The organism is Enterobacter sp. CPE_E863, assembly GCF_046521465.1.
Taxonomy (GTDB): Bacteria; Pseudomonadota; Gammaproteobacteria; order Enterobacterales; family Enterobacteriaceae; genus Enterobacter; species Enterobacter adelaidei.
Map to the genome: position 1 here is coordinate 85,037 of NZ_JBKFZX010000005.1, position 25,996 is coordinate 111,032.

General features: G+C 54.2%; 22 protein-coding genes and 7 pseudogenes. 22 read left to right on the forward strand and 7 right to left on the reverse strand.

Annotation, left to right across the window (positions count from 1 at the left end):
* Positions 1–16: 16 nt before the first annotated feature.
* A pseudogene (locus ACLHV8_RS26705) lies at positions 17–554 on the forward strand (DUF2913 family protein).
* Positions 555–735: 181 nt separating this feature from the next.
* On the opposite strand, the pseudogene ACLHV8_RS26710 reads toward ACLHV8_RS26705, so the two are convergent.
* Positions 736–1,738 (reverse strand): annotated as a pseudogene (locus ACLHV8_RS26710) (IS110-like element IS5075 family transposase).
* A gap of 273 nt (positions 1,739–2,011) precedes the next feature.
* Here ACLHV8_RS26710 and ACLHV8_RS26715 point away from each other — a divergent pair.
* The gene (locus ACLHV8_RS26715) at positions 2,012–2,980 is read left to right on the forward strand and encodes an IS5 family transposase (RefSeq protein ID WP_081330974.1); all 969 of its coding nucleotides are present in this window, start codon (positions 2,012–2,014) and stop codon (positions 2,978–2,980) included.
* Between the two features lie 56 nt (positions 2,981–3,036).
* Positions 3,037–3,417 (forward strand): annotated as a pseudogene (locus ACLHV8_RS26720) (integrase core domain-containing protein); the annotation flags it as partial.
* A 43-nt stretch (positions 3,418–3,460) separates the two neighbouring features.
* Here the strand turns inward: ACLHV8_RS26720 and ACLHV8_RS26725 are convergent.
* From ACLHV8_RS26725 to ACLHV8_RS26735, 3 genes and pseudogenes are all read right to left on the reverse strand, one after another.
* Positions 3,461–3,931, reverse strand: a pseudogene (locus tag ACLHV8_RS26725) (transposase); the annotation flags it as partial.
* Positions 3,932–3,976: 45 nt separating this feature from the next.
* The gene (locus ACLHV8_RS26730; RefSeq protein ID WP_004181990.1) at positions 3,977–4,897 is read right to left on the reverse strand and encodes a response regulator; all 921 of its coding nucleotides are present in this window, start codon (positions 4,895–4,897) and stop codon (positions 3,977–3,979) included.
* A complete protein-coding gene (locus ACLHV8_RS26735) occupies positions 4,860–8,240 on the reverse strand; it encodes an ATP-binding protein (protein ID WP_032638063.1) in 3,381 nt (1,126 codons plus the stop codon). Before ACLHV8_RS26735 ends, ACLHV8_RS26730 begins: the two co-directional genes overlap by 38 nt.
* Before the next feature lie 214 nt (positions 8,241–8,454).
* On the opposite strand from ACLHV8_RS26735, the gene urtA reads away from it, so the two are divergent.
* Genes urtA through ACLHV8_RS26765 form a run of 6 tightly spaced genes read left to right on the forward strand, consistent with a single transcriptional unit; the run spans position 8,455 to position 14,332 of the window.
* Complete coding sequence (gene urtA, locus ACLHV8_RS26740; RefSeq protein WP_004181992.1) at positions 8,455–9,735, forward strand: urea ABC transporter substrate-binding protein; 1,281 nt, start codon at positions 8,455–8,457, stop codon at positions 9,733–9,735.
* Positions 9,736–9,791: 56 nt separating this feature from the next.
* Positions 9,792–10,718 (forward strand): urea ABC transporter permease subunit UrtB, encoded by a 927-nt coding sequence (gene urtB, locus ACLHV8_RS26745; protein ID WP_004181993.1) that lies wholly within the window; start codon positions 9,792–9,794, stop codon positions 10,716–10,718.
* A gap of 6 nt (positions 10,719–10,724) precedes the next feature.
* On the forward strand, positions 10,725–11,843 hold the full coding sequence (gene urtC / locus ACLHV8_RS26750; protein WP_244249354.1) for an urea ABC transporter permease subunit UrtC: 1,119 nt from the start codon (positions 10,725–10,727) through the stop codon (positions 11,841–11,843).
* Positions 11,840–12,589, forward strand: a complete 750-nt coding sequence (gene urtD, locus ACLHV8_RS26755; protein WP_004181995.1) for an urea ABC transporter ATP-binding protein UrtD — start codon at positions 11,840–11,842, stop codon at positions 12,587–12,589. Before urtC ends, urtD begins: the two co-directional genes overlap by 4 nt.
* A 10-nt stretch (positions 12,590–12,599) precedes the next feature.
* Entirely contained in the window at positions 12,600–13,289 is a 690-nt protein-coding gene (gene urtE / locus ACLHV8_RS26760; protein WP_004181996.1) for an urea ABC transporter ATP-binding subunit UrtE, read from the forward strand.
* Between the two features lie 35 nt (positions 13,290–13,324).
* Entirely contained in the window at positions 13,325–14,332 is a 1,008-nt protein-coding gene (locus ACLHV8_RS26765; protein ID WP_004181997.1) for a formamidase, read from the forward strand.
* 207 nt (positions 14,333–14,539) lie between these two features.
* Here ACLHV8_RS26765 and ACLHV8_RS26770 read toward each other — a convergent pair.
* The 3 genes and pseudogenes from ACLHV8_RS26770 to ACLHV8_RS26780 form a co-directional block, all read right to left on the reverse strand.
* A pseudogene (locus ACLHV8_RS26770) lies at positions 14,540–15,238 on the reverse strand (IS1 family transposase).
* A 184-nt stretch (positions 15,239–15,422) separates the two neighbouring features.
* Positions 15,423–15,527 (reverse strand): annotated as a pseudogene (locus ACLHV8_RS26775) (transposase domain-containing protein); the annotation flags it as partial.
* Entirely contained in the window at positions 15,484–15,747 is a 264-nt protein-coding gene (locus ACLHV8_RS26780) for a transposase (RefSeq protein ID WP_071978066.1), read from the reverse strand. The gene ACLHV8_RS26780 and the pseudogene ACLHV8_RS26775, both read right to left, overlap by 44 nt.
* Positions 15,748–15,761: 14 nt before the next feature.
* Here ACLHV8_RS26780 and ACLHV8_RS26785 point away from each other — a divergent pair, with 14 nt between their 5' ends.
* The 13 genes and pseudogenes from ACLHV8_RS26785 (at position 15,762) to trx-GI (ending at position 25,996) form a co-directional block, all read left to right on the forward strand.
* Positions 15,762–16,025: a hypothetical protein gene (locus tag ACLHV8_RS26785; protein ID WP_004118208.1), complete on the forward strand. Its 264-nt coding sequence runs from the start codon at positions 15,762–15,764 to the stop codon at positions 16,023–16,025.
* Positions 16,026–16,246: 221 nt separating this feature from the next.
* Positions 16,247–16,528: a helix-turn-helix domain-containing protein gene (locus tag ACLHV8_RS26790; RefSeq protein WP_000643630.1), complete on the forward strand. Its 282-nt coding sequence runs from the start codon at positions 16,247–16,249 to the stop codon at positions 16,526–16,528.
* Positions 16,529–16,562: 34 nt separating this feature from the next.
* Positions 16,563–17,132 carry a small heat shock protein sHSP20 gene (hsp20, locus tag ACLHV8_RS26795; protein WP_410377069.1) on the forward strand — a complete coding sequence of 190 codons (570 nt, stop codon included), beginning with the start codon at positions 16,563–16,565 and terminating at the stop codon, positions 17,130–17,132.
* 105 nt (positions 17,133–17,237) lie between these two features.
* Entirely contained in the window at positions 17,238–20,087 is a 2,850-nt protein-coding gene (clpK, locus tag ACLHV8_RS26800) for a heat shock survival AAA family ATPase ClpK (protein WP_208595265.1), read from the forward strand.
* Positions 20,087–20,278, forward strand: coding sequence for a hypothetical protein (locus ACLHV8_RS26805; RefSeq protein WP_017146640.1), 192 nt, complete (start codon positions 20,087–20,089; stop codon positions 20,276–20,278). The genes clpK and ACLHV8_RS26805 overlap by 1 nt, the downstream gene beginning before the upstream one ends.
* A 60-nt stretch (positions 20,279–20,338) precedes the next feature.
* Positions 20,339–20,976, forward strand: a pseudogene (locus tag ACLHV8_RS26810) (ATP-dependent metallopeptidase FtsH/Yme1/Tma family protein); the annotation flags it as partial.
* Positions 20,976–21,167: a hypothetical protein gene (locus ACLHV8_RS26815; protein WP_004118789.1), complete on the forward strand. Its 192-nt coding sequence runs from the start codon at positions 20,976–20,978 to the stop codon at positions 21,165–21,167. The pseudogene ACLHV8_RS26810 and the gene ACLHV8_RS26815, both read left to right, overlap by 1 nt.
* Before the next feature lie 87 nt (positions 21,168–21,254).
* Positions 21,255–21,713, forward strand: a complete 459-nt coding sequence (gene hsp20-GI / locus ACLHV8_RS26820) for a small heat shock protein sHSP20-GI (protein ID WP_001275372.1) — start codon at positions 21,255–21,257, stop codon at positions 21,711–21,713.
* A 22-nt stretch (positions 21,714–21,735) separates the two neighbouring features.
* Positions 21,736–22,650 (forward strand): heat resistance protein YfdX1, encoded by a 915-nt coding sequence (gene yfdX1, locus ACLHV8_RS26825; protein WP_001022486.1) that lies wholly within the window; start codon positions 21,736–21,738, stop codon positions 22,648–22,650.
* A gap of 102 nt (positions 22,651–22,752) precedes the next feature.
* The gene (gene yfdX2 / locus ACLHV8_RS26830) at positions 22,753–23,640 is read left to right on the forward strand and encodes a heat resistance protein YfdX2 (protein WP_004118195.1); all 888 of its coding nucleotides are present in this window, start codon (positions 22,753–22,755) and stop codon (positions 23,638–23,640) included.
* An 89-nt stretch (positions 23,641–23,729) separates the two neighbouring features.
* Positions 23,730–24,341: a heat resistance membrane protein HdeD-GI gene (gene hdeD-GI / locus ACLHV8_RS26835; RefSeq protein ID WP_069602384.1), complete on the forward strand. Its 612-nt coding sequence runs from the start codon at positions 23,730–23,732 to the stop codon at positions 24,339–24,341.
* 79 nt (positions 24,342–24,420) lie between these two features.
* Positions 24,421–25,566, forward strand: coding sequence for a hypothetical protein (locus tag ACLHV8_RS26840; protein ID WP_004118192.1), 1,146 nt, complete (start codon positions 24,421–24,423; stop codon positions 25,564–25,566).
* Positions 25,556–25,996, forward strand: coding sequence for a heat resistance system thioredoxin Trx-GI (gene trx-GI, locus ACLHV8_RS26845; RefSeq protein WP_208595266.1), 441 nt, complete (start codon positions 25,556–25,558; stop codon positions 25,994–25,996). The genes ACLHV8_RS26840 and trx-GI overlap by 11 nt, the downstream gene beginning before the upstream one ends.

Consider the following 25,996-nt stretch of genomic DNA (forward strand, 5'->3'; position numbering starts at 1 on the left):
AGGAAAAAACTCCCCAGTGAATCTGACAGAAAAATCAGCACATTTGGCGTGGTGCGCCTTGGTGGCGCTGGCGTTAGCCAGGCAAAACGGTGACGTTGTGTCACCGGTACAGGAAAATCTCTTTCTCACCCGCTGGCTGGCGACAGCACTGAAGCAACGTCGTTTTTCGCGTGACGTGGCCCCTGACATCGAGTGGCTTCTGAAACAGGGCCGACAGCTGGGCGTCAATGCTAAACTGGCCCGTAAGCTGAACTACCTCTGGCGTTCCAGCTCCGGGGAGTTGTCTGCGCAGAATGACCTGTTCCGGTTGACCCATGCTCTGGAAACGGCGAAAGATATGTGCTGGAACTACCGACTATGCAGTTACCCTGAATGACAGCATAAACGGCATTTATCTTTCACGCTCCAGTCTCGATGCTGCTTTTGATGACGATGGTCGACAGATAAATCCTTTGATAGGGGTCCGCTTGGAAAACGGAATCTATGGTCACTCCCGTTTTTGCAACACCGATTTTGACGATAAGTTGGCTTGCTTGAATCTATCCGGCGTCTGAATGGGATTTTATTCCCGCGCCTCGATGAGTTCCGCGCCTGATGAACCTCCAGAAAATATACGGCTTCAGCGAGCCTTTCCGTTTTACAGGTTCCTCAACAGGCCGGTGGGCCGTTTGTATCATCAATATCAGTATTCGCAAAACCAGATGAATGATTGTTTAAACTGGTGTATTTCTGCCTTTATGCTTCGTAAGTTTGCTGTCGCGCCGTCAGTGCCCAGGCTATTCTGGCCAGCTTGTTTGCCAGAGCACAGGTGACGACAAAGTTGCTTTTCCGACACAACAACTCCCTGACCCAGTCGGCCAACTTGCCAGACTGGTGTTCCAGTTTTTGTATGAATACCCTGGCACACTGAACCAACAAAGTTCGGATCTTTTGTTGCCCCGCTTGCTAATCCCTAACAATGTCGTCCGACCTCCCGTGCTGTACTGTCGGGGTACCAGCCCTGTTGCCGCCGCAAAGTCACGGCTGCTGGCGTACTGCTTCCCGTCGCCAATCTCAGTTGAAATAGTACTGGCAGTCAGCGTTCCAACGCAGGGAATACTCAGCAAGCGCTGTCCAACCTCATCTTCGTCCAACTTTCGTTTCAACTGAGATTCCAGATCTTTAATCTGCTCAACAAGATAGTGATAATGCTGTTGTAATTTCAGCAGTAACTGGCTGAGATAAAGAGGCAAACTACTGTCCTCAAGAAGGGACTCAGTCGACTAATAACGGCAGCACCTCGCGGAACGCTGATACCAAATTCCAGCAGAAAAGCATGCATCTGATTAGTTGTTTTCACCTTATCCTGAACCAGGGATTCACGGACACGATGCAGAGCTCGCATTGCCTGCTGAGATTCGGTTCTGGGCTGCACGAAACGCATAGATGGACGTGATGCTGCTTCACAGATAGCTTCAGCATCAACGAAGTCATTTTTGTTGCTTTTAACGAATGGGCGGACAAATTGCGGTGATATCAGCTTTGGAAAATGCCCTAACTCTGCCAGCTTGCGTGCCATAAAGTGAGAACCGCCACAGGCTTCCATCGCGATGGTTGTTGCTGGGCATGTCGCCAGAAATTCGATTAGCTTTGGTCGGGTGAATTTTTTACGGTAAACGGCCTTCCCACGATGATCCTGACAATGAATATGGAAAGAGTTCTTACCCAGATCGATACCAATAAGCGCAATGTTTTCCATGATGGTTCTCCGAATGAAAGCCTGTCCTCAGCATAGTACTGGGAAGGAGGGAGTGACCATCTCATTAAATATCCTACGTTAAGCCTGTTTTTTGAGCTGGCATGACGGGCAGTTGTGAGCGATAAGCAGACCTTCATTAAGCAAACGGAGGTTGATATTTTCCTGTTGAGGAAAAGTGCTTATCACTACTCATACTAAATTTTAGCCTTAGCGCATTTGGCTAAGAATGATACGGTCAAACGGCTTTGTTGAATAAATCGAACTTTTGCTGAGTTGAAGGATCAGATCACGCATCCTCCCGACAACACAGACCGTTCCGTGGCAAAGCAAAAGTTCAAAATCACCAACTGGCCCACCTACAACAAAGCCCTCATCAACCGTGGCTCCCTCCCTTTCTGGCTGGACGATGAAGCGATTCATGCCTGGTATGAGTCGGCAACGCCTTCATCACGGGGAAGACCTCAGCGTTATTCTGACCTTGCCATCACCACCGTCCTGATGATTAAACGCCTGTTCCGGCTGACCCTGCGGGCTGCGCAGGGTTTTATTGATTCCATTTTTGCCCTGATGAACGTTCCGTTGCGCTGCCCGGATTACAGCAGTGTCAGCAAGCGGGCAAAGTCGGTTAATGTCTGTTTCAAAACACCCACCCTGGGTGAAATCGCACACCTGGTGATTGATTCCACCGGGCTGAAGGTTTTTGGTGAAGGCAAATGGAAAGTCAAAAATCACGGCAAAGAGCGCCGTCGTACCTGGCGGAAGCTGCATCTGGCCGTTGACAGCAGAACACATGAAGTCATCTGCGCGGACCTGTCTCTGAACAACGTCACGGACTCAGAAGCTTTCCCGGGTCTTATCCGGCAGACACACAGAAAAATCAGGGCAGCCGCAGCAGACGGCGCTTACGACACCCGACTCTGTCACGATGAACTGCGGCGCAAGAAAATCAGTGCCCTCATCCCGCCCCGAAAAGGAGCGGGTTACTGGCCCGTAGAGTACGCAGACCGTAACCGTGCAGTAGCGAATCAGCGGCTGACCGGGAGTAATGCCCGGTGGAAATGGACAACAGATTACAACCGTCGCTCGATAGCGGAGACGGCCATGTACAGGGTAAAGCAACTGTTCGGAGGTTCACTGACGCTGTGTGATTACGATGGTCAGGTAGCAGAGGCTTTGGGCATGGTGCGTGCGCTGAATAAAATAACGAAGGCTGGTATGCCAGAAAGCGTGCGTATTGCCTGAAAACCCGGTCAGCTACAGAGTCACTCGTCCTGAAGCTGATTTATTCAACAAAGCCTCAGATCACGCGTATTCTGGACAGCATTGCACTGTTCCGAGGCTATCCGGCGACGATAAGAACTGACCAGGGGCCGGAGTTCACTTGCCGCGCACTGGATCAATGGGCTTTTGAGCATGGTGTTGAGTTGCGCTTAATTCAGCCGGGTAAGCCAACGCAGAACGGATTTATTGAGAGCTTTAACGGACGATTTCGCGATGAATGCCTGAATGAGCACTGGTTCAGCGATATCGTTCACGCAAGGAAAATCATTAATGACTGGCGGCAGGATTATAACGAGTGTCGTCCACATTCAGCACTGAATTATCAGACGCCATCAGAGTTTGCAGCACGGTGGCGAAATGGAAAATGTGAAGGTAAACAAACCGACCTTACTAACTGACGGTTGTATCTAATCCTGGGGGCAGGTCACTCGCTGTACGCTTACGGAAGAACTTCTCCGGGATGTGCTGTTTCAGGCGCGCCACGATGTCCCTCTGCGTCAGCCTCTCTGTGGCCAGCTCGCCCGTGTTGTGGTCGTGGTAGCGAAAGCTCAGCGTGGCACTTCCGGCGTAGTGCGCCAGCCGGGAGCCCGCTATCGGCGGCTTTTTCAGGTAACGCCCCAGGTATTTCACGGTGTTTTTGCCACCGTCCGTCTTTTTTGACATGTAGACGTGCCAGTAGTCGCCTCCGGCCGTCAGTATCAGACTGCGCCATTGTGATTCGGTGGTGATATGTGACAGGGACGGCGGCAGGGCCACGCCTTCGAACTAGACGCTCAGCAGAAGCTGGCGGATATTCCACATCCAGCGGGCGCGCATGGCATCCTTACGGAAGCTGATTTTCTTCCACTTCCCGTGCTCATCGATACCGCCACAGGTGACGGAGACGTGGACATGAGGGTGCCAGTTCTGCCTGATAAAAATGTCAGGGCAGGTCTGCGCGAATACGCCTCATTGTCGCTACATTTTCTCCCTGGCATATAGCGAATTTATTGCCAACGCTGCCGCTGCGGTGCGATTGTCCACACTCAGCTTTGGAAATACAATTTCAAGGTGTTTATTCACGGTTCTGGGGCTAAGGTTTAAAATATCGCCAATTTCGCGGTTTGTTTTTCCCCTGGCAATCCACAGGAGGACTTCGGCTTCTCGTTGCGTCAGCCCTAGGTTGTTTTTCAGGCGTTTCACCGCTTCGACTTCTTCATGTCCTTTGATCTCTTCAATACGTAGCAAACTTTCTCCTTCAGCGGTCCGGCGTGAAAGATAGAATTTCAGAGCGATGCCTTGCGATGAAAGATCTAAGGGTATTTTTAAACCTTCCGTATTGTTCAGCCAACCGATGATCCGGTTTACTATTTTTTTATTGGGTTCATACCCGGTATCGCTGAAGTTTTTCATCAGTTGCCATGCATTGGGCGTGGCCCAGCGTAGTTGCCCCTCTTTGCTAAAAACACATAAGGTCTGGCCAACGGAATCCATCGCGCTATAGGCACTGACCGTTAATTTTGAGTTCCGCAAGTGGGTACGCATTCTGACAACCAGCTCTTCCGTGCGTATCGGCTTAATTACGTAATCGACCACCCCGGCATCAAATGCATCAACGATATTCTGCGTATCACTCAGGCCTGTCATGAAAATAATCGGGGTATGCCGCAGCCCCGGATTTTGCCGCAGGCGCTTACTGGTTGAAAACCCATCCAGATGCGGCATTACGGCATCAAGCAGAATGATATCCGGGGTTATCTGGCTGGTTATCGAAAGGGCTTGATTACCCTCCAGAGCGACCAGAACGGTAAAACCGGCTTCATCAAGCGTGTCATTCAACATACTTACCGTGTTGATATCATCATCGACGATAAGTACCGTCGGCTTTGCTATTGCCATTTTTCTCTCCCTCCGGGCGTTCAAGACTCTCGACTATCTCTTTGAATCGAAAGCGCCTCAGCAACTCGGCAAATTTTTCGCCCTCGGCTTTGCTGATCTGGTTAGCGGAAATATGTTTGTCCAGCAGTTCACGAAACCCTCTCACATAACCCAATCTGGCCATCTCTTTTAACGACTCAATCTGGACACGGGTAAGCTGCGAGCGTGGTTCATGTATTTCCGGCTGCTTTGGCGGCTGACATTCCGTGCGCCACTGGAGATGCAATATTTCACCGATGTTCTCCAGTAGTAAAGGGAAACGCAGCGGTTTAACCAGGTAGCGAACTTCCCCTTCGCCAGTGAAATGGCGGCATTTACCCTCATCCGCTTCCGCAGAAATCATAATTACCGGCGCTAATTGTCCCTTATTACGTAACTGACGTAGCAGTTCCCACCCCGACATTTCAGGCATTGCAACATCCAGAAGAAGAAGGTCGATATGATTTTGCCGGGCTAAATGTAGCGCGACATGACCATTTTCGGCTGTTAGCAGCGTGAAGCCTATGGGCGTGAGTAAATCCATCATCAGCTGCCGATGGGATTCATCATCGTCAACTACCAGCAGGGTGTGTCGCTTGCCTGGATATCCGGTGATTACCGCAGGCTCGGCGGGTTGGTAGGCATCCCCGCTATAGCTTGGCAGCATCAGGGTGAGTTTAAACGTTGTGCCTTCGCCACGGATGCTTTCCACCTGGAGATCGCCACCCATGATATAAGTCAGAAGCCGGGTAATCGTCAGCCCAAGGCCCGTCCCGATCCGACGACTATCGCCGGATACGCGTTCGAAAGGCTTAAAGATGCGTTCCAGGTTCTCAGGGGCGATGCCGATGCCGGTATCGTGAACCGAGAAAAACGCCACCTCGCTACGATACTGGAAATCGAGGGTTACACTGCCTCTGTCCGTGAATTTAACCGCATTAGAAAGCAGATTGATAAGAATTTGCCGGAGGCGTTTCTCATCCGTCATCACCGCCTCGGGCAGCCAGTGTGGGGCGTTGTAGTGAAATGTCAGTCCTTTATCGCTGGCCTGTTGTTCAAACATGGCGACCAGTTGCTGCACCAAATCGCCAATGCGCACTTCTTCACGATATATTTCTAATTTTCCCGCTTCAATTTTCGAAATATCCAGTAATCCCTCAATTAGATTAGCCAGATGCTCGCCGCTTCTGCGCATAATACCGATACCGCGCTGCCGGGCTGGGGGGATATCATCAGCACGTTCGAGTAATTGCGCATAACCCAGCATCGCATTGAGCGGCGTTCTGAGTTCATGAGTAATGCCGGTGAGATAGCGGCTTTTGGCCTGATTAGCATCGTCGGCATCTTCCTTTGCCTGCTGCAATTGCCGGTCCGTCGCTTCATGGGCAATAATTTCTTTCATCAGACGGTCGCTTTGCAGGCGCAATTCCTCTTGCGCAATCTGGCGACTTTTATTTGTCAGGACAAATAGCCAGGTGGTGACGCCGGTTACGATAAGCAGGATAAAAAAAACTTTCCATAACGCCGCGGCGAGAAGGTCCTGCTCGCTGCCGAATTCATCGCGCATCTGAGCGAAAACCAGCATCAAAAGCAGACCGATGACGGAACTGAATAACAGCAAAATGCTGATAAAACTCCACACTCTGGGATCAATTTTGCGTAATGATTTTTCTTTAATAAATATCCCGATAAGCTTTGAAGCCTGTTCCGTATAGCGCGCATGAGGTTTGCAAGTATCGTTGCACTGGACATCGAGAGAACAACATAGTGAGCAAATACTGCCCTGATAAAAAGGACAATAGCTCATCTCTGGTTTTTCAAAATAATTACCGCAGACACAGCATTCCGTTGCCGTGACCTGCACCGGCGTCCGGGAAAAATAGTAACGTCCGCGAGTCAGCCAGGCGATGAAGGGGGCGGTGATAAACGTCAGACACAACGATAACATTGAGGCAAAAACCTGTAGAGGATGACCAAGCCATCCCATCCAGGCTGAGAGACCGCAGAGCATGGCGAGCGTCATCGAACCGATGCCGACAGGATTGATATCGTAGAGATAGGCCCGGCGAAACTCTATTTCCGCGGGTCGTAATTTAAGCCACTTATTTAACGTGAGATCGGCAACCACGCTGCCAAGCCAGGATGTGGCCGCCACCGCATAAATGCCCAGGATATCCTCAAATACGCGATAAACGCCAAGTTCCATCAATAACAGAGCAATACCGACATTAAAAAACAGCCACACGACGCGCCCTGGATGACGATTGGTCAGGCGCAGGAAAAAATTAGACCATGCGATCGAGCCGGCATATGCATTGGTGACGTTAATTTTGAGCTGGGAGAGCACCACAAAAATACCGGTTAATGCCAGTAGCGTTGATGATGAATGGGTGACATAGCTAAATGCCACCAGATACATATGGGTGGGTTCGCTGGCCACTTCCGCGCCGAGTCCGTAATTAAACGCCAGCACGGCGAGGAAGGAGCCGAGCAGGATCTTGATGGCGCCGATGACAACCCACCCCGGACCTGCGGCAATTACTGCGCCATACCATCTCCAGCGGGCCGGATGTTGTGGCTTTGGTAAAAAACGAACCTGATCGACCTGCTCTCCCACTTGACTTACCAGTGAGAGCAGTACGGAACAGACGGCGCCGAGCTGAAGGAAATCGAAAGAACCATCGCGGGCTGTAATAAAACCAGGGAAGTCGATCCAGTTTTGCAGCACATGATGTTCACGTATTAAAATGAAAATAAAGGGTAATAGCTGTAGCGCCAGCCAGCAAAACTGGGTGAACTGCTGAAAACGGGAAATAAAAGTGAACCCCCAGGTGACGAGGGGAATAACAACAACGGAACCAATCAGATAACCAAAGTGCAATGGCAGGCCAAACAGCATATTAAGCGCCATCGCCATAATAGCGGCTTCCAGGGCGAAAAATATAAAGGTGAAAGAAGCATAGATTAACGAGGTCACCGTGGAACCAAGGTAGCCAAATCCGGCGCCGCGGGTCAGCAAATCAATATCCAGGCCGTTTTTTGCGGCATTAATGGCAATCGGCATTGATAGCGCAAAGATAATAATGCTAACTAAGATAACCGCCACCCCCACATAATTAAATCCATAGGTTAACGTCAGCGCGCCGCCAATGGCTTCAAGCGCCAAAAAGGTAATTGCGCTGAGCGCTGTCATAACAACTCGCTTTGCGCTCCAGCGTCGTGCCGAGACCGGCGTATAGCGGAGCGCAAAATCCTCGAGAGTCTGATTGGTCACCCACTGGTTGTAGCGTCTGCGCGATTTAAACGCCTTTTGCTGAACGGTCATTCACTGCTCCTGAAATGATAAAAATGCTGAACTTAACCACAGGCGCGTCTTAGTATTTTCTTGTTATCGCGCACGTGAGCATGTCTTGATTATGAGAATTAACCAATACGTTAAATGACGTAGCCGCTGCGTTACCTCGCGCATTGTTGGATTGCTGGACTCTCTCGCATGATAGCCCCAGTTGAGATGAACCATAACGATTATGAGGGCTACCATGAACATTCGTGATTTACCCCAGCCACATAGCAATATGAAAATCCCGAGCCCAGGCCGGTTTCACCAGGCGTGCCTCAAAGCGAAACTTTTGGCGATTGCCGGCCTGATGATGGCAGCTAATACGGCCATCGCCGCCCCGGCGACGTCAGTGGTTAATACCACGGGCCTGGCGGTCACCGACAATAGCGTCAAGGTCGGGATACTGCATTCATCCACAGGCACGATGGCCATCAGTGAAACCGGCTCGATTCAGGCTGAAAAGCTGGCTATTGAGCAGATTAACGCTGCCGGAGGGGTACTGGGGAGAAAAATTGAATATGTACAGGAAGACGGGGCCAGCGACTGGCCGACCTTTGCAGAAAAAGCGCGTAAGTTACTGGTCAGTGATAAGGTCGCCGCTATCTTCGGCGGCTGGACTTCGGCTTCCCGCAAAGCCATGCTGCCGGTACTTGAGCAATATAACGGCATGCTCTATTACCCAACCTTTTACGAAGGGCTTGAGCAATCGCCAAACGTTATTTATACCGGACAGGAAGCTACTCAACAGATAATCTCCGGCATTGATTGGGTAGTTAAAAATAAACATGCAAAAACCTTCTACCTGCTTGGCTCTGATTATATTTGGCCGCGTACTGCAAACAAAATCGCCCGTCACCATATTGAAAAGCTGGGGCTGAAAGTCGTTGGCGAAGATTATTACCCACTCGGTAATACGCAGTTCAATTCGGTTATTAACAAAATAAAACTCAAGAAGCCTGATGTTATCTATGCCATTGTTGTCGGCGGTTCGAATGTGGCCTTCTATAAGCAATTGAAGGCGGCGGGGATCGATATGACGCAGGAGAAACCGCTGCTGCTGACCATCTCCGTCACGGAAGATGAGATCCGCGGTATTGGCGGCGAAAATATCGTCGGCGCCTATGCCTCGATGAAGTATTTCCAGAGTATGGATAATCCGGAAAATAAAAGCTTTGTCGCCGCATTTAAAAAGCGCTGGGGTAATGACATGGTTATCGGCGATGTCACTCAGGCGGCCTATCTTGGCCCATGGTTATGGAAAGCGGCGGTTGAGAAAGCTGGCTCGTTCGACGTGGACAAAATTCGTAAGGCCTCGCCCGGTATTGAGTTCAAAGATGCGCCGGAAGGGTATGTACGCATCCATGATAACCATCATCTGTGGTCCAAAACGGTTATCGGTCGCGCTCGTGCGGATGGGCAGTACGACGTGATTTATCAGACGCCAGAACTTATCGAACCGAACCCATTCCCGAAAGACTAACCGACGCTTCCCCCCATATAGCGTGGGGGGTCTTTGACTTCACCGAGGATACTTCCATGTTCAGCGATTATAACTTCGCCGATTTGGCTTCCATTTTTGTCATGCAGGGGTTTTCGGGGCTCAGCCTGTTCGCCGTGTTTGTTCTGATGTCGCTTGGACTCGCTATTATTTTTGGCCAGATGGGCGTGATTAATATGGCTCATGGCGAGTTCATGATCCTGGGTGCTTATGTCACATGGTTGACCGGTAAGTTTTTCAGCGCTTATCTGCCTTCAATCTTCGGCATCTACTTCTTTGTTGCCATTGCCCTTGCTTTCCTGTGTACCGCCTTGCTGGGTACGCTCGTTGAGAAAATCCTGATACGGCATCTGTATAAACGCCCCCTCGACACGCTGCTGGCGACATGGGGTCTGAGCCTGATTCTACAGCAGTGCTATCGTTCGCTATTTGGTCCCCGCGAAGTCGGCGTTGACTTACCTTCATGGCTAATGGGGTCGTATCAGTTTGCCGACAATATTGATATTCCTGTTAATGGGGTATTTGTTCTGCTGCTGACCGTAGTTATTACCGCTTTTACGGCCTGGCTGATTTATTTCTCCGCCTGGGGAATAAAAGTCCGCGCGGTGGTACTTAACCGCCAGATGGCCAGCGCGGTGGGTATTAATACGGCTCAGGTCGATAGTCGAACCTTCGCACTTGGGTGCGGCATCGCCGGGATCGCCGGAAGCGCCTTTACCATGATCGGCTCAACAGGTCCAACGGCTGGCCAGCAGTATATCGTTGACACCTTCCTGGTGGTGGTGTTTGGCGGCGCGCAAAGTTTGCTCGGCACGCTCGCCTCCGCATTTGCCATTTCACAATCGCAATCCACGCTGGAGTTTTTCCTGAGCGGTTCAATGGCGAAGGTGATTACGCTACTGATCGTGGTCGGCATTCTGCTATTGCGTCCGCAAGGTCTTTTCGCCAACCGGGTCCGCCGCTAGGAGTTTATGATGAAACGCATGCAAAATTATCCGCTACTGGGTATTGCCCTGGTGATAGGCCTTATTTTTATCGTCATGCCGCTAACCCTGGATCTTTTCCGTTTAAACCTGATCGGTAAATACCTGACTTATGCATTTGTTGCCGTCGGGCTGGTACTTTGTTGGGGCTACAGCGGTATTCTGAGCCTGGGGCAGGGCATCTTTTTTGGCCTCGGCGGTTATTGTATGGCCATGTTTCTCAAGCTGGAAGCTTCCTCGCCAGCGGAAACAAAAATGCAAACCACCCCGGGCATCCCGGATTTTATGGACTGGAATCAGCTAACCGCTTTGCCCTCGTTCTGGCAGCCATTCCATTCTTTTAGTCTGACAATTCTGGCTATTTTAATCGTGCCCACTATTTGCGCATTGATTCTCGGCAGCGCAATGTTTAAACGCCGCGTTGGCGGTGTGTACTTCGCTATTATCACCCAGGCTATCTCCGCGATCCTGACGATTCTTATTATCGGACAACAGGGTTACACCGGGGGAATTAACGGCATCACGGATTTACGCACGCTTTTAGGTTGGGATATCCGTACTGATTCTGCACGCTATATCCTCTACTTTATTAATGCTGTTTTACTGATGCTGGTTGTGAGCGCGGGCTATTTTATTGTGAATAGCAAGCTCGGCCGACTGATGGTTGCCATTCGCGATAAGGAAGACCGCGTTCGTTTCTCTGGTTATGATGTCGCGAATATCAAAACGGTGGTTTTCTGCATTAGCGCTCTGTTTTCGGCGATCGGTGGCGCGATGTTCACTCTGCAAGTAGGGTTCATGTCGCCAGGGTTTATTGGCACTGTTGCTTCAATTGAAATGGTCGTTTTCTGTGCCGTGGGCGGGCGAGGTTCTTTGCTGGGGGCAGTATATGGCGCCCTTATCGTCAATGCCGCCAAGAGCAGTATTTCCGAGTCTTTTCCTGAACTCTGGACGATTGCCATGGGCCTGCTCTTTATTGCCGTCGTGCTGATTTTCCCGAAAGGACTGGCAGGGCTTTATCAGCAATATATTCACCCGATCGTGATGTCGCTGCTGCGCAAAAAGAGTATGACCAAACCCAGAGTAAACACCGGAGTGCTGAAATGAAAAATCCGATAAAAGAAATAATTTTAGCGGTAGAGGGATTAACCGTTTCATTTAATGGCTTCAAAGCCGTCGATGATTTTTCAATGTACATCGATGAGGGGCAGATTTACGTTATTATTGGCCCAAATGGCGCGGGTAAGACAACAGTGCTTGATCTCATTTGCGGGAAAACAAAGCTAACCAGCGGCAGCATCAAATTTCGCAATAAGGAACTGAGTAAACTTCGGGAAAATAAAATTGTTCATGAAGGGGTTGGGCGTAAATTCCAGAATCCATCAATCTATGAGAACTTAACGGTATTTGAAAATCTCGAGTTATCTTATCCCAAAGCCAGAACCGCGTTGGGCGCCATGTTCTTTCGTCGCACGCCAGAAATAATCGCTGCGGTCGAACAGGTTGCTGGCGAAATTTTCCTTGCCGATTACCTACATACGCAGGCTGACCTTCTCAGCCATGGGCAAAAGCAGTGGTTAGAAATAGGGATGCTACTAATACAAGATCCTAAGCTCATGATGCTGGACGAACCCGTGGCAGGCATGTCTGTCGCCGAACGCCAAAAAACCGCGCAGCTCCTGCGCAAAATTGCCGGGGGACGTTCTGTACTGGTGATTGAACACGACATGCAGTTCGTCGAAGACATTGCCGATCATGTCACCGTCATGCACCAGGGAAAAGTATTGTCGGAAGGTAGCATCAATAAAGTCAAAAACGACCCTCGGGTTATTGACGTTTATCTTGGTCATTAAGGAGACACGGATGCTGAAAATTTCTGATTATGCTGTCGCATATGGTCAGAGCCAGGTCATCAGTGGACTGAATCTGACGTTAGCAGAGGGTGAAATCGTCGCTCTGGTAGGGCGCAATGGTATGGGTAAAACCACGCTGATGAAATCACTGATTGGTATGATACCGTCCTGTGCCGGTGAGTTAGAGTTTGCCGGTACAAATATTACCGGCTTGCTTAGTTACCAGCGCGTTCAGCATGGCATTGGCTTTGTCCCGCAGGGGCGAATGGTATTTTCAACCATGACGGTTGAAGAAAATATAAAAACGGGGATTCGCCAATCCCGTTCGTTACAGGTTCCTGAATACCTGTATGACTATTTCCCTGTGCTGAAAGAAATGCGCAAACGGATGGCGGGAAATCTTTCCGGTGGTCAGCAGCAGCAGCTCGTTATGGCCAGAGCTCTCGCCGGTAAACCCAAATTACTTTTGCTGGATGAACCAACGGAGGGAATTCAACCGTCAATTATTAAAGAAATGGCAAAAATATTACGTAAGATTCGTGATGCAGAAGGGTTGACCATATTAGTTTCCGAGCAGGTTTTAAGCTTTGTACTCGATGTGTCAGATAAAATTGTTGTTATTGAGAAAGGCAATATTGTTCATCAACAGGCGCGTTCTGGTGCTGATGAAGAACAAATTGCGTCATATCTGTCGGTTTAAATTTATATCACCAACTTAACTACGAGAGGTCTGCTATGGGTAGCACCGGAAGTGTAAGCTCCTGGGATGAAGCGTTATTAATTGCCGCCATCCAATACCCCGTTCCCGTTATTAAAGGACCGGAGGATATCCAGATACAGGTCGATAAGATTTGTAAGGCCGTTGACTCCACCAAAGCCGGATATCCGGGACTTGATGTTATCGTCTTCCCGGAATATTCAACCCAGGGACTGAATACTAAAATCTGGACCTATGACGAGATGTTACTCACTCTCGATAGCCCGGAGATTGGTCAGTTCAAAGAGGCCTGTATCCGCAACGGCATCTGGGGGGTATTTTCCTTAATGGAGCGCAATGAAGACCCGTCTCTTCCACCGTACAACACCGCTATTATCATTAACGATCGGGGCGATATCGCTCTGCATTACCGCAAGCTGCAACCATGGGTTCCGATTGAGCCCTGGATGCCGGGAAATATGGGAATGCCGGTATGCGATGGGCCTAAAGGTTCTAAACTCGCCGTCTGCATATGCCATGACGGCATGTTCCCGGAACTGGCGCGTGAGGCTGCTTATAAAGGCTGCAATGTCTATATCCGTATTTCGGGCTATTCCACGCAGGTGAACGATCAGTGGATCTGGACAAACCGGACGAATGCCTGGCAAAACCTGATGTATACCGTTTCGGTGAATCTGGCCGGTTATGACGATGTCTTTTATTACTTCGGCGAGGGTACGGTCTGCAATTATGACGGTAACGTCATTCAGCAGGGGCACCGCAACCCATGGGAAATTGTTACCGCAGAGCTGTTCCCGCGCCTGGTGGATAAAGCGCGTGAAAACTGGGCGTTGGAAAACAATATTTTCAACCTTGGCTGCCGGGGCTATGTCGGCAAACCGGGAGGCGAACGCGAGAATTACCTGACCTGGGTGCGCGATCTTGCCAATGGCGAATACAAACTTCCGTGGGATGAAAATGTCAAAATTCGCGATGGCTGGAAGTATTATCCTGATGGGGTGCAATTAGGCCCGCTACCTAAATAAATTGAGTGTGCCAGGCGCTAAGTCAATCACTTTAAAGACTGAAGTCTGGCGCAGTAGCCCCTGAAAGTTGAATATCCAATTCCAATGAGTAGGGGGCTGAGCCATCCGGTAAGGGCTGAATTTGCCTGCGGGATTGGCTCAGCCCGCCAGACCGGTTTGGTGTTGCGCCGGACAATGTCCGGCGGCAAAGAAGGTAATGACTCCAACTTACTGATAGTGTTTTATGTTCAGATAATGCCCGATGACTTTGTCATGCAGCTCCACCGATTTTGAGAACGACAGTGACTTCCTGCCCAGCCTTGCCAGATGCTGCCTCAGATTCAGGTTATGCCGCTCAATGCGCTGCGTATATCGCTTGCTGATAACGTGCAGTTCTCCCTTCAGGCGTGATTCATAAAGCGGCCAGCCATCCGTCATCCATACCACGACCTCAAAGGCCGACAGCAGGCCCGGAAGACGCTCCAGCGTGGACAACGTGCGTTCACCGAATACGTGCGCCACAACCGTCCTCCGTATCCTGTCATACGCGTAAAACAACCAGCGCTGGCGTGATTTAGCGCCGACATAACCCCACACTGTTCGTCCATTTCCGCGCAAACAATGACGTCACTGCCCGGTTGTATGCGTGAGGTTACCGACTGCGGTCTGAGTTTTTAAGTGACGTAAAATCGTGTTGAGGCCAACGCCCATAATGCGGGCGGTTGCCCGGCATCCAACGCCATTCATGGCCATATCAATGATTTTCTGGTGCGTACCGGGCTGAGAGGCGGTGTAAGTGAACTGTAGTTGCCATGTTTTACGGCAGTGAGAGCAGAGATAGCGCTGATGTCCGGCAGTGCTTTTGCCGTTACGCACCACGCCTTCAGTAGCGGAGCAGGAAGGACATCTGATTGAAATGGAAGCCACCCGCACAGCGCGCTGGGATATCACTCCCCGAGGGAATACCGGCAGCGGACATCGTTAACTTAAGATACAAAAGCTGTTCGGAGATGGAGGGTCAAGATCAGGGTGACCTGCGCCATGATGTTATCCGAGCCCTGTTTCCTAATCACTACACCGGTATTTGATTACCCAGGTCAACTTCAGGCTGTTACAGGGACGGCAACCGTGTCAGCACATCCTTGAGATAGGCATACGGATCGTGCCCATTATTACGGGCCGACTGGATCAAACTCATGATCGCAGCAGCGCGCTTGAGTATGCGAACCCACGCCGAGCATTTGAGAAGGCAACGGGATGAACGCTGGCTGGATAGCCGTGGTTTTCTGGGTAGGCAGCCGAATCCATTTGTGGTCGAGGTTGGCATTGAGGCTGTAGCCCAAGGCGATGTTTGCGATGGAGGCACCGGGTTCAGAACACTCCTGAATGACATGAGCCTTGAAAGATTTGCTGTAGGTACGGCGCTGAGGGCGCATGGAAAATCCGCTTGATGGGCCATGGCCTTCGGCGGCGGTGTCGGGAAGGTGTGTTGGCCGGACGGATACTGTTGAACTACGTTGTCTGGGGCAACGGAAGTGTTTCGGCCCGACTCTGGAACGCGATCCGCAGCGACGACTGGGCAATTCCGCACGTTAGCCTGAGCAGCCTCGGGGAAATCGTCGTCTGGGCGCGCCCAGACGAGTTTCCGCCAAGGAACATGCAGACGAGCAAGGGGCTGCGGGCACTCGGCTACAACGTGAGGATCGGTGTTTGATCGAGGCGCCTGTGGTACACGCAGGCTGACGAGCCAGGCGCTGTCCATTGCCTGATCAGACCGCCCCCCTGTGCCTTGCCTGAGCAGTTGACCTGCATCAATGGGGCGGGAGAACGCTGCACATTGACTCTTGAAGTTATTCATAGTAGGTCTAATATTACAAAGTATTGCAAGGATTTCCTTGGCCGGAACCGCAAAGCGACGCGATTGGAGAGGGTGAGATGAAAGCGCACCTACAGGTGATTTTCACGCTCGATGAATTGGCTGCGTACTTGAAAGTCGGCAAGCGGACGCTTTATCGGCTCGCCGCACACGGGGAAATTCCGGCTTTCAAGGTGGGCGGGACGTGGCGGCTTCGTCAAAGTGAAATCGATCAGTGCATCAATGATCAGACCCGAGCCGGAGCAAAGAAGGAGGTGATGCGCAAGCGTGAACAGCAGAAGTCATCCGAGCAGCCCGTGTCGCCTGGGCGCACTGCCCGTCGCAGCAGGCAAAGGGCTTGAGTAACTCGTTTTCCAATTTTTCTGGAGGTATGACATGGACATCGATTTCAAGAAGTTGGCTCCCTGGAACTGGTTCAAGAACGAGCAGCAAGAGCAGCAGACCGCCTCTTCCCTGCCGGTGCAGCGCAATGACCTGCCAGCGGCGAGCGGGCCAGTCAGCCCGATCCTGCAACTGCATCGGGAAATCGACCGGCTGTTCGATGACGCATTCCGGGGCTTCGGTTTTCCGGCGTTGAACATGCCGCAGTGGCCATCCGATTGGTCGGGCATGCTGAAGCCGGCCCTGGACATCCAGGAAACCGACAAGCAGTACAAGATTACCCTGGAAGTGCCCGGTGTCGAGGAGAAGGACATCCAGATAACTCTCGACAACGACGTGCTGATGGTGCGTGGCGAGAAGCGCCAGGAACAGGAGAAGAAGGAAGGTGGCTTCCACCGTGTGGAGCGCTCCTACGGCAGCTTTCAGCGTGCCTTGAACCTGCCTGACGACGCCAACCAGGATTCGATCAAGGCATCGTTCAAGAACGGGGTGCTCACGGTCACGATCGACAAGCGCGAGGTCAGCGCGCCGAAGCAGGGACGCTCGATCCCGATCAAAGGCTGACGTCGCCGGCTCGTTCGTCACAAGAAAAACCCGGCACGAGACGAGGAGTCGCGGCTCGCGATGCCTCGTCTCCTCAACCTTGTCAACCTTCTCAGGAGCATCAGCATGGCCAGAAAACAATGCCAGGTCTGCGGCCAACCCGCCACCGTGCGGGTGGAAGCCAATCTCAACGGTCGTAACAGCACCATGCTGTTGTGCGACGACCATTACCGGCAATTAGTGCGCCAGCAAAAGCGCACCGTTTCGCCGCTGGAAGCCTTGTTCGGCTCGCGCAGCGGCCTGTTCGAGGACTTCCTCGGCAGTGACTTCTTCCGCATCGGCGAAGACGCGACGCCAGTTGCCGCCGATACCGATGACGTGGTCGATGCCTCGTTTGGCGAGCCCGCCACCGCAGGTTCGGGTGCGCCGCGCCGTCGCGGCAGTGGGCTGGCCAGCCGCATCAGCGAACAGTCGGAAGCCTTGCTGCAGGAGGCCGCCAAACACGCTGCCGAATTTGGCCGCTCCGAGGTGGATACCGAACATCTGCTGCTGGCGCTGGCCGACAGCGACGTGGTCAAGACCATCCTGGGTCAGTTCAAGATCAAGGTCGATGACCTCAAGCGGCAGATCGAGTCTGAGGCCAAGCGCGGGGACAAGCCCTTCGAGGGCGAGATCGGCGTGTCGCCGCGCGTGAAGGATGCGCTCAGCCGCGCCTTCGTGGCCTCCAATGAACTCGGCCATTCTTATGTCGGTCCAGAGCATTTCCTGATCGGTCTGGCCGAGGAAGGCGAAGGGCTGGCCGCCAACCTGCTGCGCCGCTACGGCCTGACGCCGCAGGCGCTGCGCCAACAGGTCAACAAGGTGGTCGGCAAGGGCGCCGAGGATGGCCGCGCTGAGACGCCGACCAACACGCCAGAACTCGACAAGTACTCGCGCGACCTGACCAAGATGGCGCGCGACGGCAAGCTCGACCCGGTGATCGGCCGCGCGCAGGAGATCGAAACCACCATCGAGGTGCTGGCCCGGCGCAAGAAGAACAACCCGGTGCTGATCGGCGAGCCGGGTGTGGGCAAGACCGCCATCGTCGAAGGGCTGGCGCAGCGCATGGTGGCGGGTGAAGTGCCCGAGACCTTGCGCGACAAGCGCCTGGTGGAACTCAACATCAACGCCATGGTGGCCGGCGCCAAATATCGCGGCGAGTTCGAGGAGCGCGTGCAGAAGGTGCTGAAGGAGGTGACCGAGCACCAGGGCGAGCTGATTTTGTTCATCGACGAGGTGCACACCATCGTCGGTGCCGGCCAGGGCGGTGGCGAAGGCGGGCTGGACGTGGCCAACGTGTTCAAACCGATGATGGCGCGCGGTGAACTCAACCTGATCGGCGCCACGACGCTGAACGAGTACCAGAAATACATCGAGAAGGATGCTGCACTGGAGCGGCGCTTCCAGCCGGTGACGGTGCCCGAGCCGACGGTGGCCCAGGCCATCATGATTCTGCGCGGCCTGCGCGACACCTTCGAGGCGCACCACAAGGTCAGCATCTCCGAGGACGCGATCATCGCGGCAGCCGAGTTGTCCGACCGCTACATCACGGCGCGCTTCCTGCCGGACAAGGCGATCGACCTGCTCGACCAGGCGGCCGCGCGCGTGAAGCTGTCGGCCACGGCCCGGCCGGTGGCCGTGCAGGAGCTGGAGTCCGAACTGCACCAGCTACGGCGTGAACAGGATTACGTGGCCGCGCGCAAGCAGTACGACCAGGCCGCCGAGCTCGGCAAGCGCATCGAAGCCAAGGAGGCCGAGCTCAAGAAGCTCGTCGAGGACTGGGAGCGGGAGCGGGCCTCCGGCAGTGCCGAGGTCAAGGCGGAACACGTGGCGCAGGTTGTCTCGCGCCTGACCGGCATCCCGGTCAACGAGTTGACGGTGGAAGAGTGCGAAAAGCTGCTGCACTTGGAACAACGGCTGCACGAGCGCCTGGTGGGACAAGACGAGGCGGTCCGTGCCGTGGCCGATGCCGTGCGGCTATCCCGCGCCGGCCTGCGCGAAGGCAGTAAACCGGTGGCTACCTTCCTGTTTCTGGGCCCGACCGGGGTGGGCAAGACCGAGCTCGCCAAGGCATTGGCCGAATCGATCTACGGCGATGAGCATGCCCTGTTGCGCATCGACATGTCGGAATATGGCGAACGCCATACCGTGGCGCGGCTGGTGGGCGCGCCTCCGGGCTATGTCGGTTACGACGAAGGCGGTCAGCTCACCGAGAAGGTGCGGCGCAAGCCCTACAGCGTGCTGCTGCTCGACGAGATCGAGAAGGCACACCCTGACGTCTACAACATCCTGCTGCAAGTGTTCGACGACGGTCGCCTCACCGACGGCAAGGGCCGGGTGGTGGATTTCACCAACACCATCATCATCGCCACGTCCAACCTGGGTTCGGACATCATCCAGCGACGGCTGAAGGCGCGTGAGGCGGCTGGCGAGGAGTACGAAAAGACCAAGGCCGAGGTCATGGACGTGCTGCGCGGCCACTTCCGGCCCGAGTTCCTCAACCGCATCGACGAGATCATCGTCTTCCATGCGCTGGGCAAGGAGGAGATCCGCCACATCGTCGGCCTGCAGCTCGATCGCGTGGCGCGCAGCGCCGCCAGCCAGGGCGTGACGCTCACTTTCGATCAGACGCTGATCGACCATTTCGCGGAAGAAGGCTACAAGCCCGAGTTCGGTGCGCGTGAACTCAAGCGCCTGATCCGCAGCGAGCTGGAAACTGCGCTGGCGCGCGAGATGCTCGGTGGCGGCATCGGCAAGGGCGATCACGCCAGCGCACGCTGGGACGACAAGGCCGAACGCGTGGTGTTCGAACGCAAAGAGCCACCGCAGACCCCGGCCGAGCCGGAGCAGCCGGATGTCGCGAAGGCGACCGAGACGCCGCACGGCGACGCTGGCAAAGACTCGAGCAAGAAGAAGTCGGCGAGCGACGCATCTTGATGGCGGGCGAGGCTGCCGTGTCCGACTCCATCAGCCTGGCATGGGCAGCCTCCCTGGCATCGATCGCGGTGGCGGTCGTGGCCGCGGGTCACGCGGTCGTCTACAAGCGTGATCCGCGGTCGGCCACGCCGTGGGGGCTGCTCATCAGCGGCGGCACTGCCCTCCCGCTCGCTGGCCATCCGTTTGCGTGACGGTGCGGCCCGTCTGTTCACATGATCCTCTGGCAACTCGACTTTCGAGGAACACGGTCCATGGAAAAAAAGAATCAATGGAATACCGGCTACTGGATCGTTGCCCTCCTGCTGTTGCTGAGTTTGCAGAGCTACTGGCAGACGGCGAAAACCGTCGAGCCGGTGCCCTACAGCGAGTTCGAGAAGGCGCTGGACGAGGGGCGCGTGGCCGAAGTGCTGGTGTCGGATCGTACGGTGACCGGGCGCCTGAAGTCGCCGGACAGCCGGGGCAAGACGACGATCGTGGCAACGAGGGTCGAACCCGATCTTGCCGATCGCCTGTCGAAGTACGACGTACCCTATGCCCGCGTGTTGGAGAGCACCTGGCTGAGCGATGTGCTGTCGTGGATCCTGCCAGCGGTATCCTTCTTTGGCGTCTGGTTCTTCCTGTTCCGCCGCTTCGCCGAGAAGCAGGGCATGGGCGGGTTTCTCAACATCGGTAAGAGCCGCACCAAGGTGTTCGTGGAAAAGAACACCGGTGTGACGTTCGCCGATGTGGCGGGGGGGGGGATGAGGCCAAGGCGGAGCTGGTCGCGATCGTCGATTTCCTGAAGAATCCGCAGGACTATGGCCGTCTCGGGGCGCGCATTCCCAAGGGCGTGTTGCTGGTCGGCCCACCGGGCACCGGCAAGACATTGCTGGCCAAGGCTGTTGCCGGGTGGCCGAATCGACCCAGGCGCGCATCGATCAGGCTATCCGCGACATCGTGATGGGCGTGTTCGAGCGCGCCTACCGGATTCTCGACATCAACCGCGCGGTGCTGGAGCGCTGTGCGCGCGAGCTGCTGGCGCGGGAAACGCTCGACGAAAGCGATATCCGTCAATTGACTCAAGGACTTGTTCGGAACTGAAAACAGTAGTAGGTGCCATTCAGAGTAAACCGACGGCTCTGTTCAGTGCGTCATCCAATTCGTCGGCATTGTTCAAGGAGAACCGACATGTCTGCATTGACTCCGTGGGACCCCTTCCGGGAACTGGATGAATTGCAAAACCGCCTGGCGACGATGTTCGGACGAATACCTCAGCGACAGGGCGCCCGTACCGGCAACGAAGCCATGACCACGGCGGACTGGGCTCCAATGGCGGACATCAGCGAGGATGAGAACGCATTCCTCCTCAAGCTGGATCTGCCGGAGGTCCCCAAGGATGCCGTGCGCGTCAGCGCGGAAAACGGTGTGCTCACCATCAGCGGCGAGCGCAAACTGGAAAAAGAGGAGCAGGGCAAGAAGTTCCACCGCATCGAACGTGCCTATGGCCGCTTTGTGCGCAGCTTTGTCTTGCCTGACAACGTTGATCCGACCAAGGTGACGGCTTCCATGAAAGACGGCGTGCTGGAAGTGCGGCTTGTCAAGGCCGAGCAAGCCAAACCGAAACAGATTGAAATCTCAGTCAACTAACTTCAATCAAGAGCCCAAGATCATGAATATCAAACAGCCACAATACACCTTCTCCGCACTTGCCCTGGCGGTCGTCGTCGGACTGAGCGGACCGGCTCTGGCCCAATCGGCGGCAGGTTCTAGCCCAGGTGCTGCAGCACCCTCTGCCGCATCCAAGGCGGCACAGCCACAGGTAGATGACAAGGCCGCCCGGGAAGCCGATAAAAAGCGTGCCGAGCTCACTCAAGACGCCATCACGGCGCTCACCAAGACCCAGGAGGCTTTGACCCTCCTTGATGCAAACAAGACCAAGGAGGCGCTTGCTGCGCTGGAACTGGCCAGCGGAAAGCTGGAACTGGTATTGGCACGCGACGCCAAACTTGCTTTGGCGCCGGTCGATGTACGCGTCATCACCCACGATATCCACGCCAACGTGGAATCGGTAAAGAAAGCGGTCAAGTTGTCTCGGGAGTTGTTGGGTGATGGCGAGGTGCAAAAGGCCCGGCCCATCGTTGCCAATCTGGCCAGCGAAATCGTAATCCAAACCGACAACCTTCCGATGGCAACGTACCCGGCAGCGATCAAGTCGGCCGCACGGCTCATCGACAGCGGCAAGATCGACAACGCCAAAGCGGAACTCGCCCGAGCACTGAACACGCTGGTGGTGACCTCGGTCGCCTTTCCTCTGCCCGTGCTACGGGCCGAAGCCGCGATGGCAAAAGCTGAAAAGCTGGCCGAGACCGACAGGCGCGATGCCAAGCAGAACGAGGAGCTCAGCACCTTGCTGTCGTCCGTGCGCACGGAGATCGAGATGGCGCAGATCCTAGGTTATGGCAAGAAGGCGGACTTCAAACCCATCTTCGATCAGGTGAAGTCCATTGAGCAAAAGTCGGCTGGTGGCAAAAGCGGCAAGGGATGGTTCGACGAGTTGAAGACGCGCATCCAAAAGCTGTTTTGAGGTGATGAAGGGGCTGACTGCTCTGTCGGTCAGTCTCGCGATGTTCGCATTGAGCCCCAATAGATTCGCCTATTTTCACTATCTCATACGAGGCATATCACCATGAATGAGCAAACACCGAATCCCAATGCGACGAACGAAGGAAAAAACGAACAGGCCGCGGTAAGCAGCCTTCCTGTCAGTCCAGAGTCCAAGCCTGAAGTCGTCACGGAGGTACAGCCTGAGGTTCAGAAAGAAACGGACTCGCAGGCGGCAGACAAACGTAAACAAGTCCTCGATGAGGCAGTCTCGGCCTTGTCGCTGACCAAATCAGCGCTGGCCGCACTTGACGGCAAGGACACTGCACGCGCATTGGCAACGCTGGCCGAAGTGACGGGAAAGCTGGAGCTGATCGTCGCGCGCGAACCCACGCTCGCCCTGGCCGGCGTTGATGTGCGCACCATCGTGCACGACTTGTTCGCCAACACGGAAACCATTGAGGCGATGACCGACGAGGCGCTGGATGCCCTCAAACATGGCGAGGTGCAACAGGCTCGCCACGTGCTGGCTTTGCTGGCCAGTGAAATCGTGATCACGGTCACCAACATCCCTTTGGCGTCCTATCCCGCAGCCGTGAAGGCAGTCGTGCCGCTGATCGATCAGGGCAAGATCGAAGAAGCCAAAGCCGCGCTGCAGTCAGCGCTCAGCACGCTGGTCGAGGAGCGCAGCGTGCTTCCGCTGCCCGTCCTGCGTGCGAAGCTGCTCCTGAAGCGCGCCGAGCCCCTGGTAGAAGATGGTCAGCGCAGCGAAGCATCCAATGAGCGCCTGGAGACATTGTTGAACGAAGCCCGGCAGCAGTTGGAAATGGCAGAACTGCTGGGCTATGGAAAAAGGAAGGACTTTGAGCCCCTGTACGCTGAACTCAAGAAAATCAAGGAAAAGACGGGAGGGGGAGGCTGCGGAAAAGGCTGGCTCGATGAAGTCAAGGCAAAACTGTCCAGGTTGTTCTGAAACCGCTGGAGAGGGGGCGCATAGCGCCCCCTCTCTTGTCCCATGAGTGTTTGATTTTTTATTTTGTATAGATCTTTAGGAGATATTGCATGAACACAGACACCATCGCCAATTCCAATGCGGATGACCCCACCAAAGCACTGTGTTCGCTGAGCCAAAATTGGTGGCTTTTTGTGCTGCGCGGTGTCTTGGCATTGATTTTTGCAGCCCTCGCGTTCTGGATGCCACAATCGGCTCTGTTGGCCATGACCATCATGTTCGGCGCATTTTCCTTGGTCAATGGCGCGTTCAACTTGTTTGCAGCGGTGCGCCATATCCAGAAAAAAGAGCGCTGGGGCTGGCTGCTGTTCAGCGGCATTGTCGGCATACTTATGGGCGTCGTCGTCCTGGTTGCTCCTTGGGTCGCCACGATAGTCTTGGCTTCTTTTTTATGGGCTAGCGTGGGCTTCTGGGCGATTTTCACCGGTGTGCTGGAGATATCCGCCGCCGTTCGGCTGCGTCGGGAAATCAAGGGTGAAATCTGGCTTGCCCTCAGTGGACTGCTCTCGATTATCCTTGGTGCTATCGTCTTGTGGATATTTTTTACCCGTCCGGTCGAGTCATTCGTGGCCGCAGGCTGGCTGTTGGGTTTCCATGCGGCAGTCTATGGCGTCACGCTTTTGTTCTTGAGTTGGAGTCTTCGCAAAACGCGCCTGGGGTAAGAGCGTGCCAAACCAAAATCTATGGATATGAGCATCCTCGATTCATGCCTCCATAGAAATGACATCGAAGGAGTCATACATGCAGATACAATATAGCTATCGAGCTATCGACAAAGAGTTTCATGAACCTTGGCAGAGAGCTTTGGGAAATGTGATCGAGCACGCCCTCAAGCCATTGCTCGACAAACACACTAAAGATTCAGCGCGACTTCAAATCGTCCTTGATCGCGACAAGATCAAGCGGCAATTTTTGGCCAGTGGCTATATGCACCTGCCCGGCAAAAAGATTGTCAGCGTTACTGCATCACATGACGAGCTGACGCCCCTCGCGCAGATGCTCGCACAGTCGTTGTTCCGTCAGGCCAAGAAGCATTTTGACCGACTGCATGCTCAGGATCAAATCAAGCGCAAAGCACGACGCGAGCGCTTGCGCGAGCTCAAGGTGCGGATTGCCGCAAAACCCGCATCAGCCGCCCATGAGGCCGAGGTGACCCGAATGCCTCTACTGTCGAAACTTGAGGCTGTCGCAAGGCGTGAGCTGGCTTATCTGCGGGCTGTCGGCGATTTACCGCGCGATTATCCGACGCTGCGCGACGTGGTGGATGAAGCGATTGTCCGAGCTAAGGTGGAATGGCAATCCGTGCCGGGGGAAAAAGAGGCTTACACCGGTCTTTTGAAGCATCTGTTCGCCGTCCTGGATAACGAAGTGGCAAGCAGCCGGCAATTTGGCGAATTCGTTTCTCTGGACGCGCCGGTCGAACCGGATGCCCAAGACGTGGCCGAGGCCATGGTGGAAGAGGAAATCTTCGAATTTTATCAGCACGATGACACACTCAAGCTGGCCGATATTTTCGCTGGCAGTCAGCATCCCGATGTCGCAACGATCGCGGAACAGGAGGAGCTGATTGATCGGTCGAGCGAGTTCGCTTTTGCATTTGACCTGCTGAAGGACATGCCGCGTTTGTGGCGGCGCATTTTTCTGCTTATCCGTGTGGACGGGCTGAATGCCAGCAGCGTCTCTGAAATCCTGCTGATTCCTAGTAAGGAAGATGCTGTCCGAAGGTGGCTCATGCAGGCCGAAGCATTCATCGCTGCTCATCTGGAAGAGGCCGGAGTAAGCAAAAACGGGAACGATTGGCTCCAAGGCGTTGATTGGTCGGCATTGTCTGTGACCCGAAGCGAGGCAGCCTCACTGTGGTCCAAGGAGGCGAACCATGAAGAATGATCTTCACCTCGTCTGCCCGCATTGCCAGTCCATCAACCGCGTACCGACTGCGAAGCTATCGGAACATCCCAACTGTGGCCGCTGCCAGCAGCCCTTGTTCACGGGCGAGCCCATCGAGTCGACCACGGCGACGTTCTCGCGCCACGTGGAGCGCAGCGATCTGCCGCTGCTGGTCGATTTCTGGGCGCCATGGTGCGGGCCGTGCAAGATGATGGCGCCACAGTTCCAGCAATCGGCGCACCAGCTCGAACCGAGGAACCGGCTGGCGAAGGTGAATACCGAGGCTGAGCCCCACCTGGCCGCGCAGTTCGGTATCCGCAGCATCCCGACGCTCGCCCTGTTCCAGGGTGGGCGGGAGATCGCCCGTCAGGCCGGCGTGATGGGCGCGCAGGACATCGTGCGCTGGACGTCGACGCAAGTGGGACGCTGA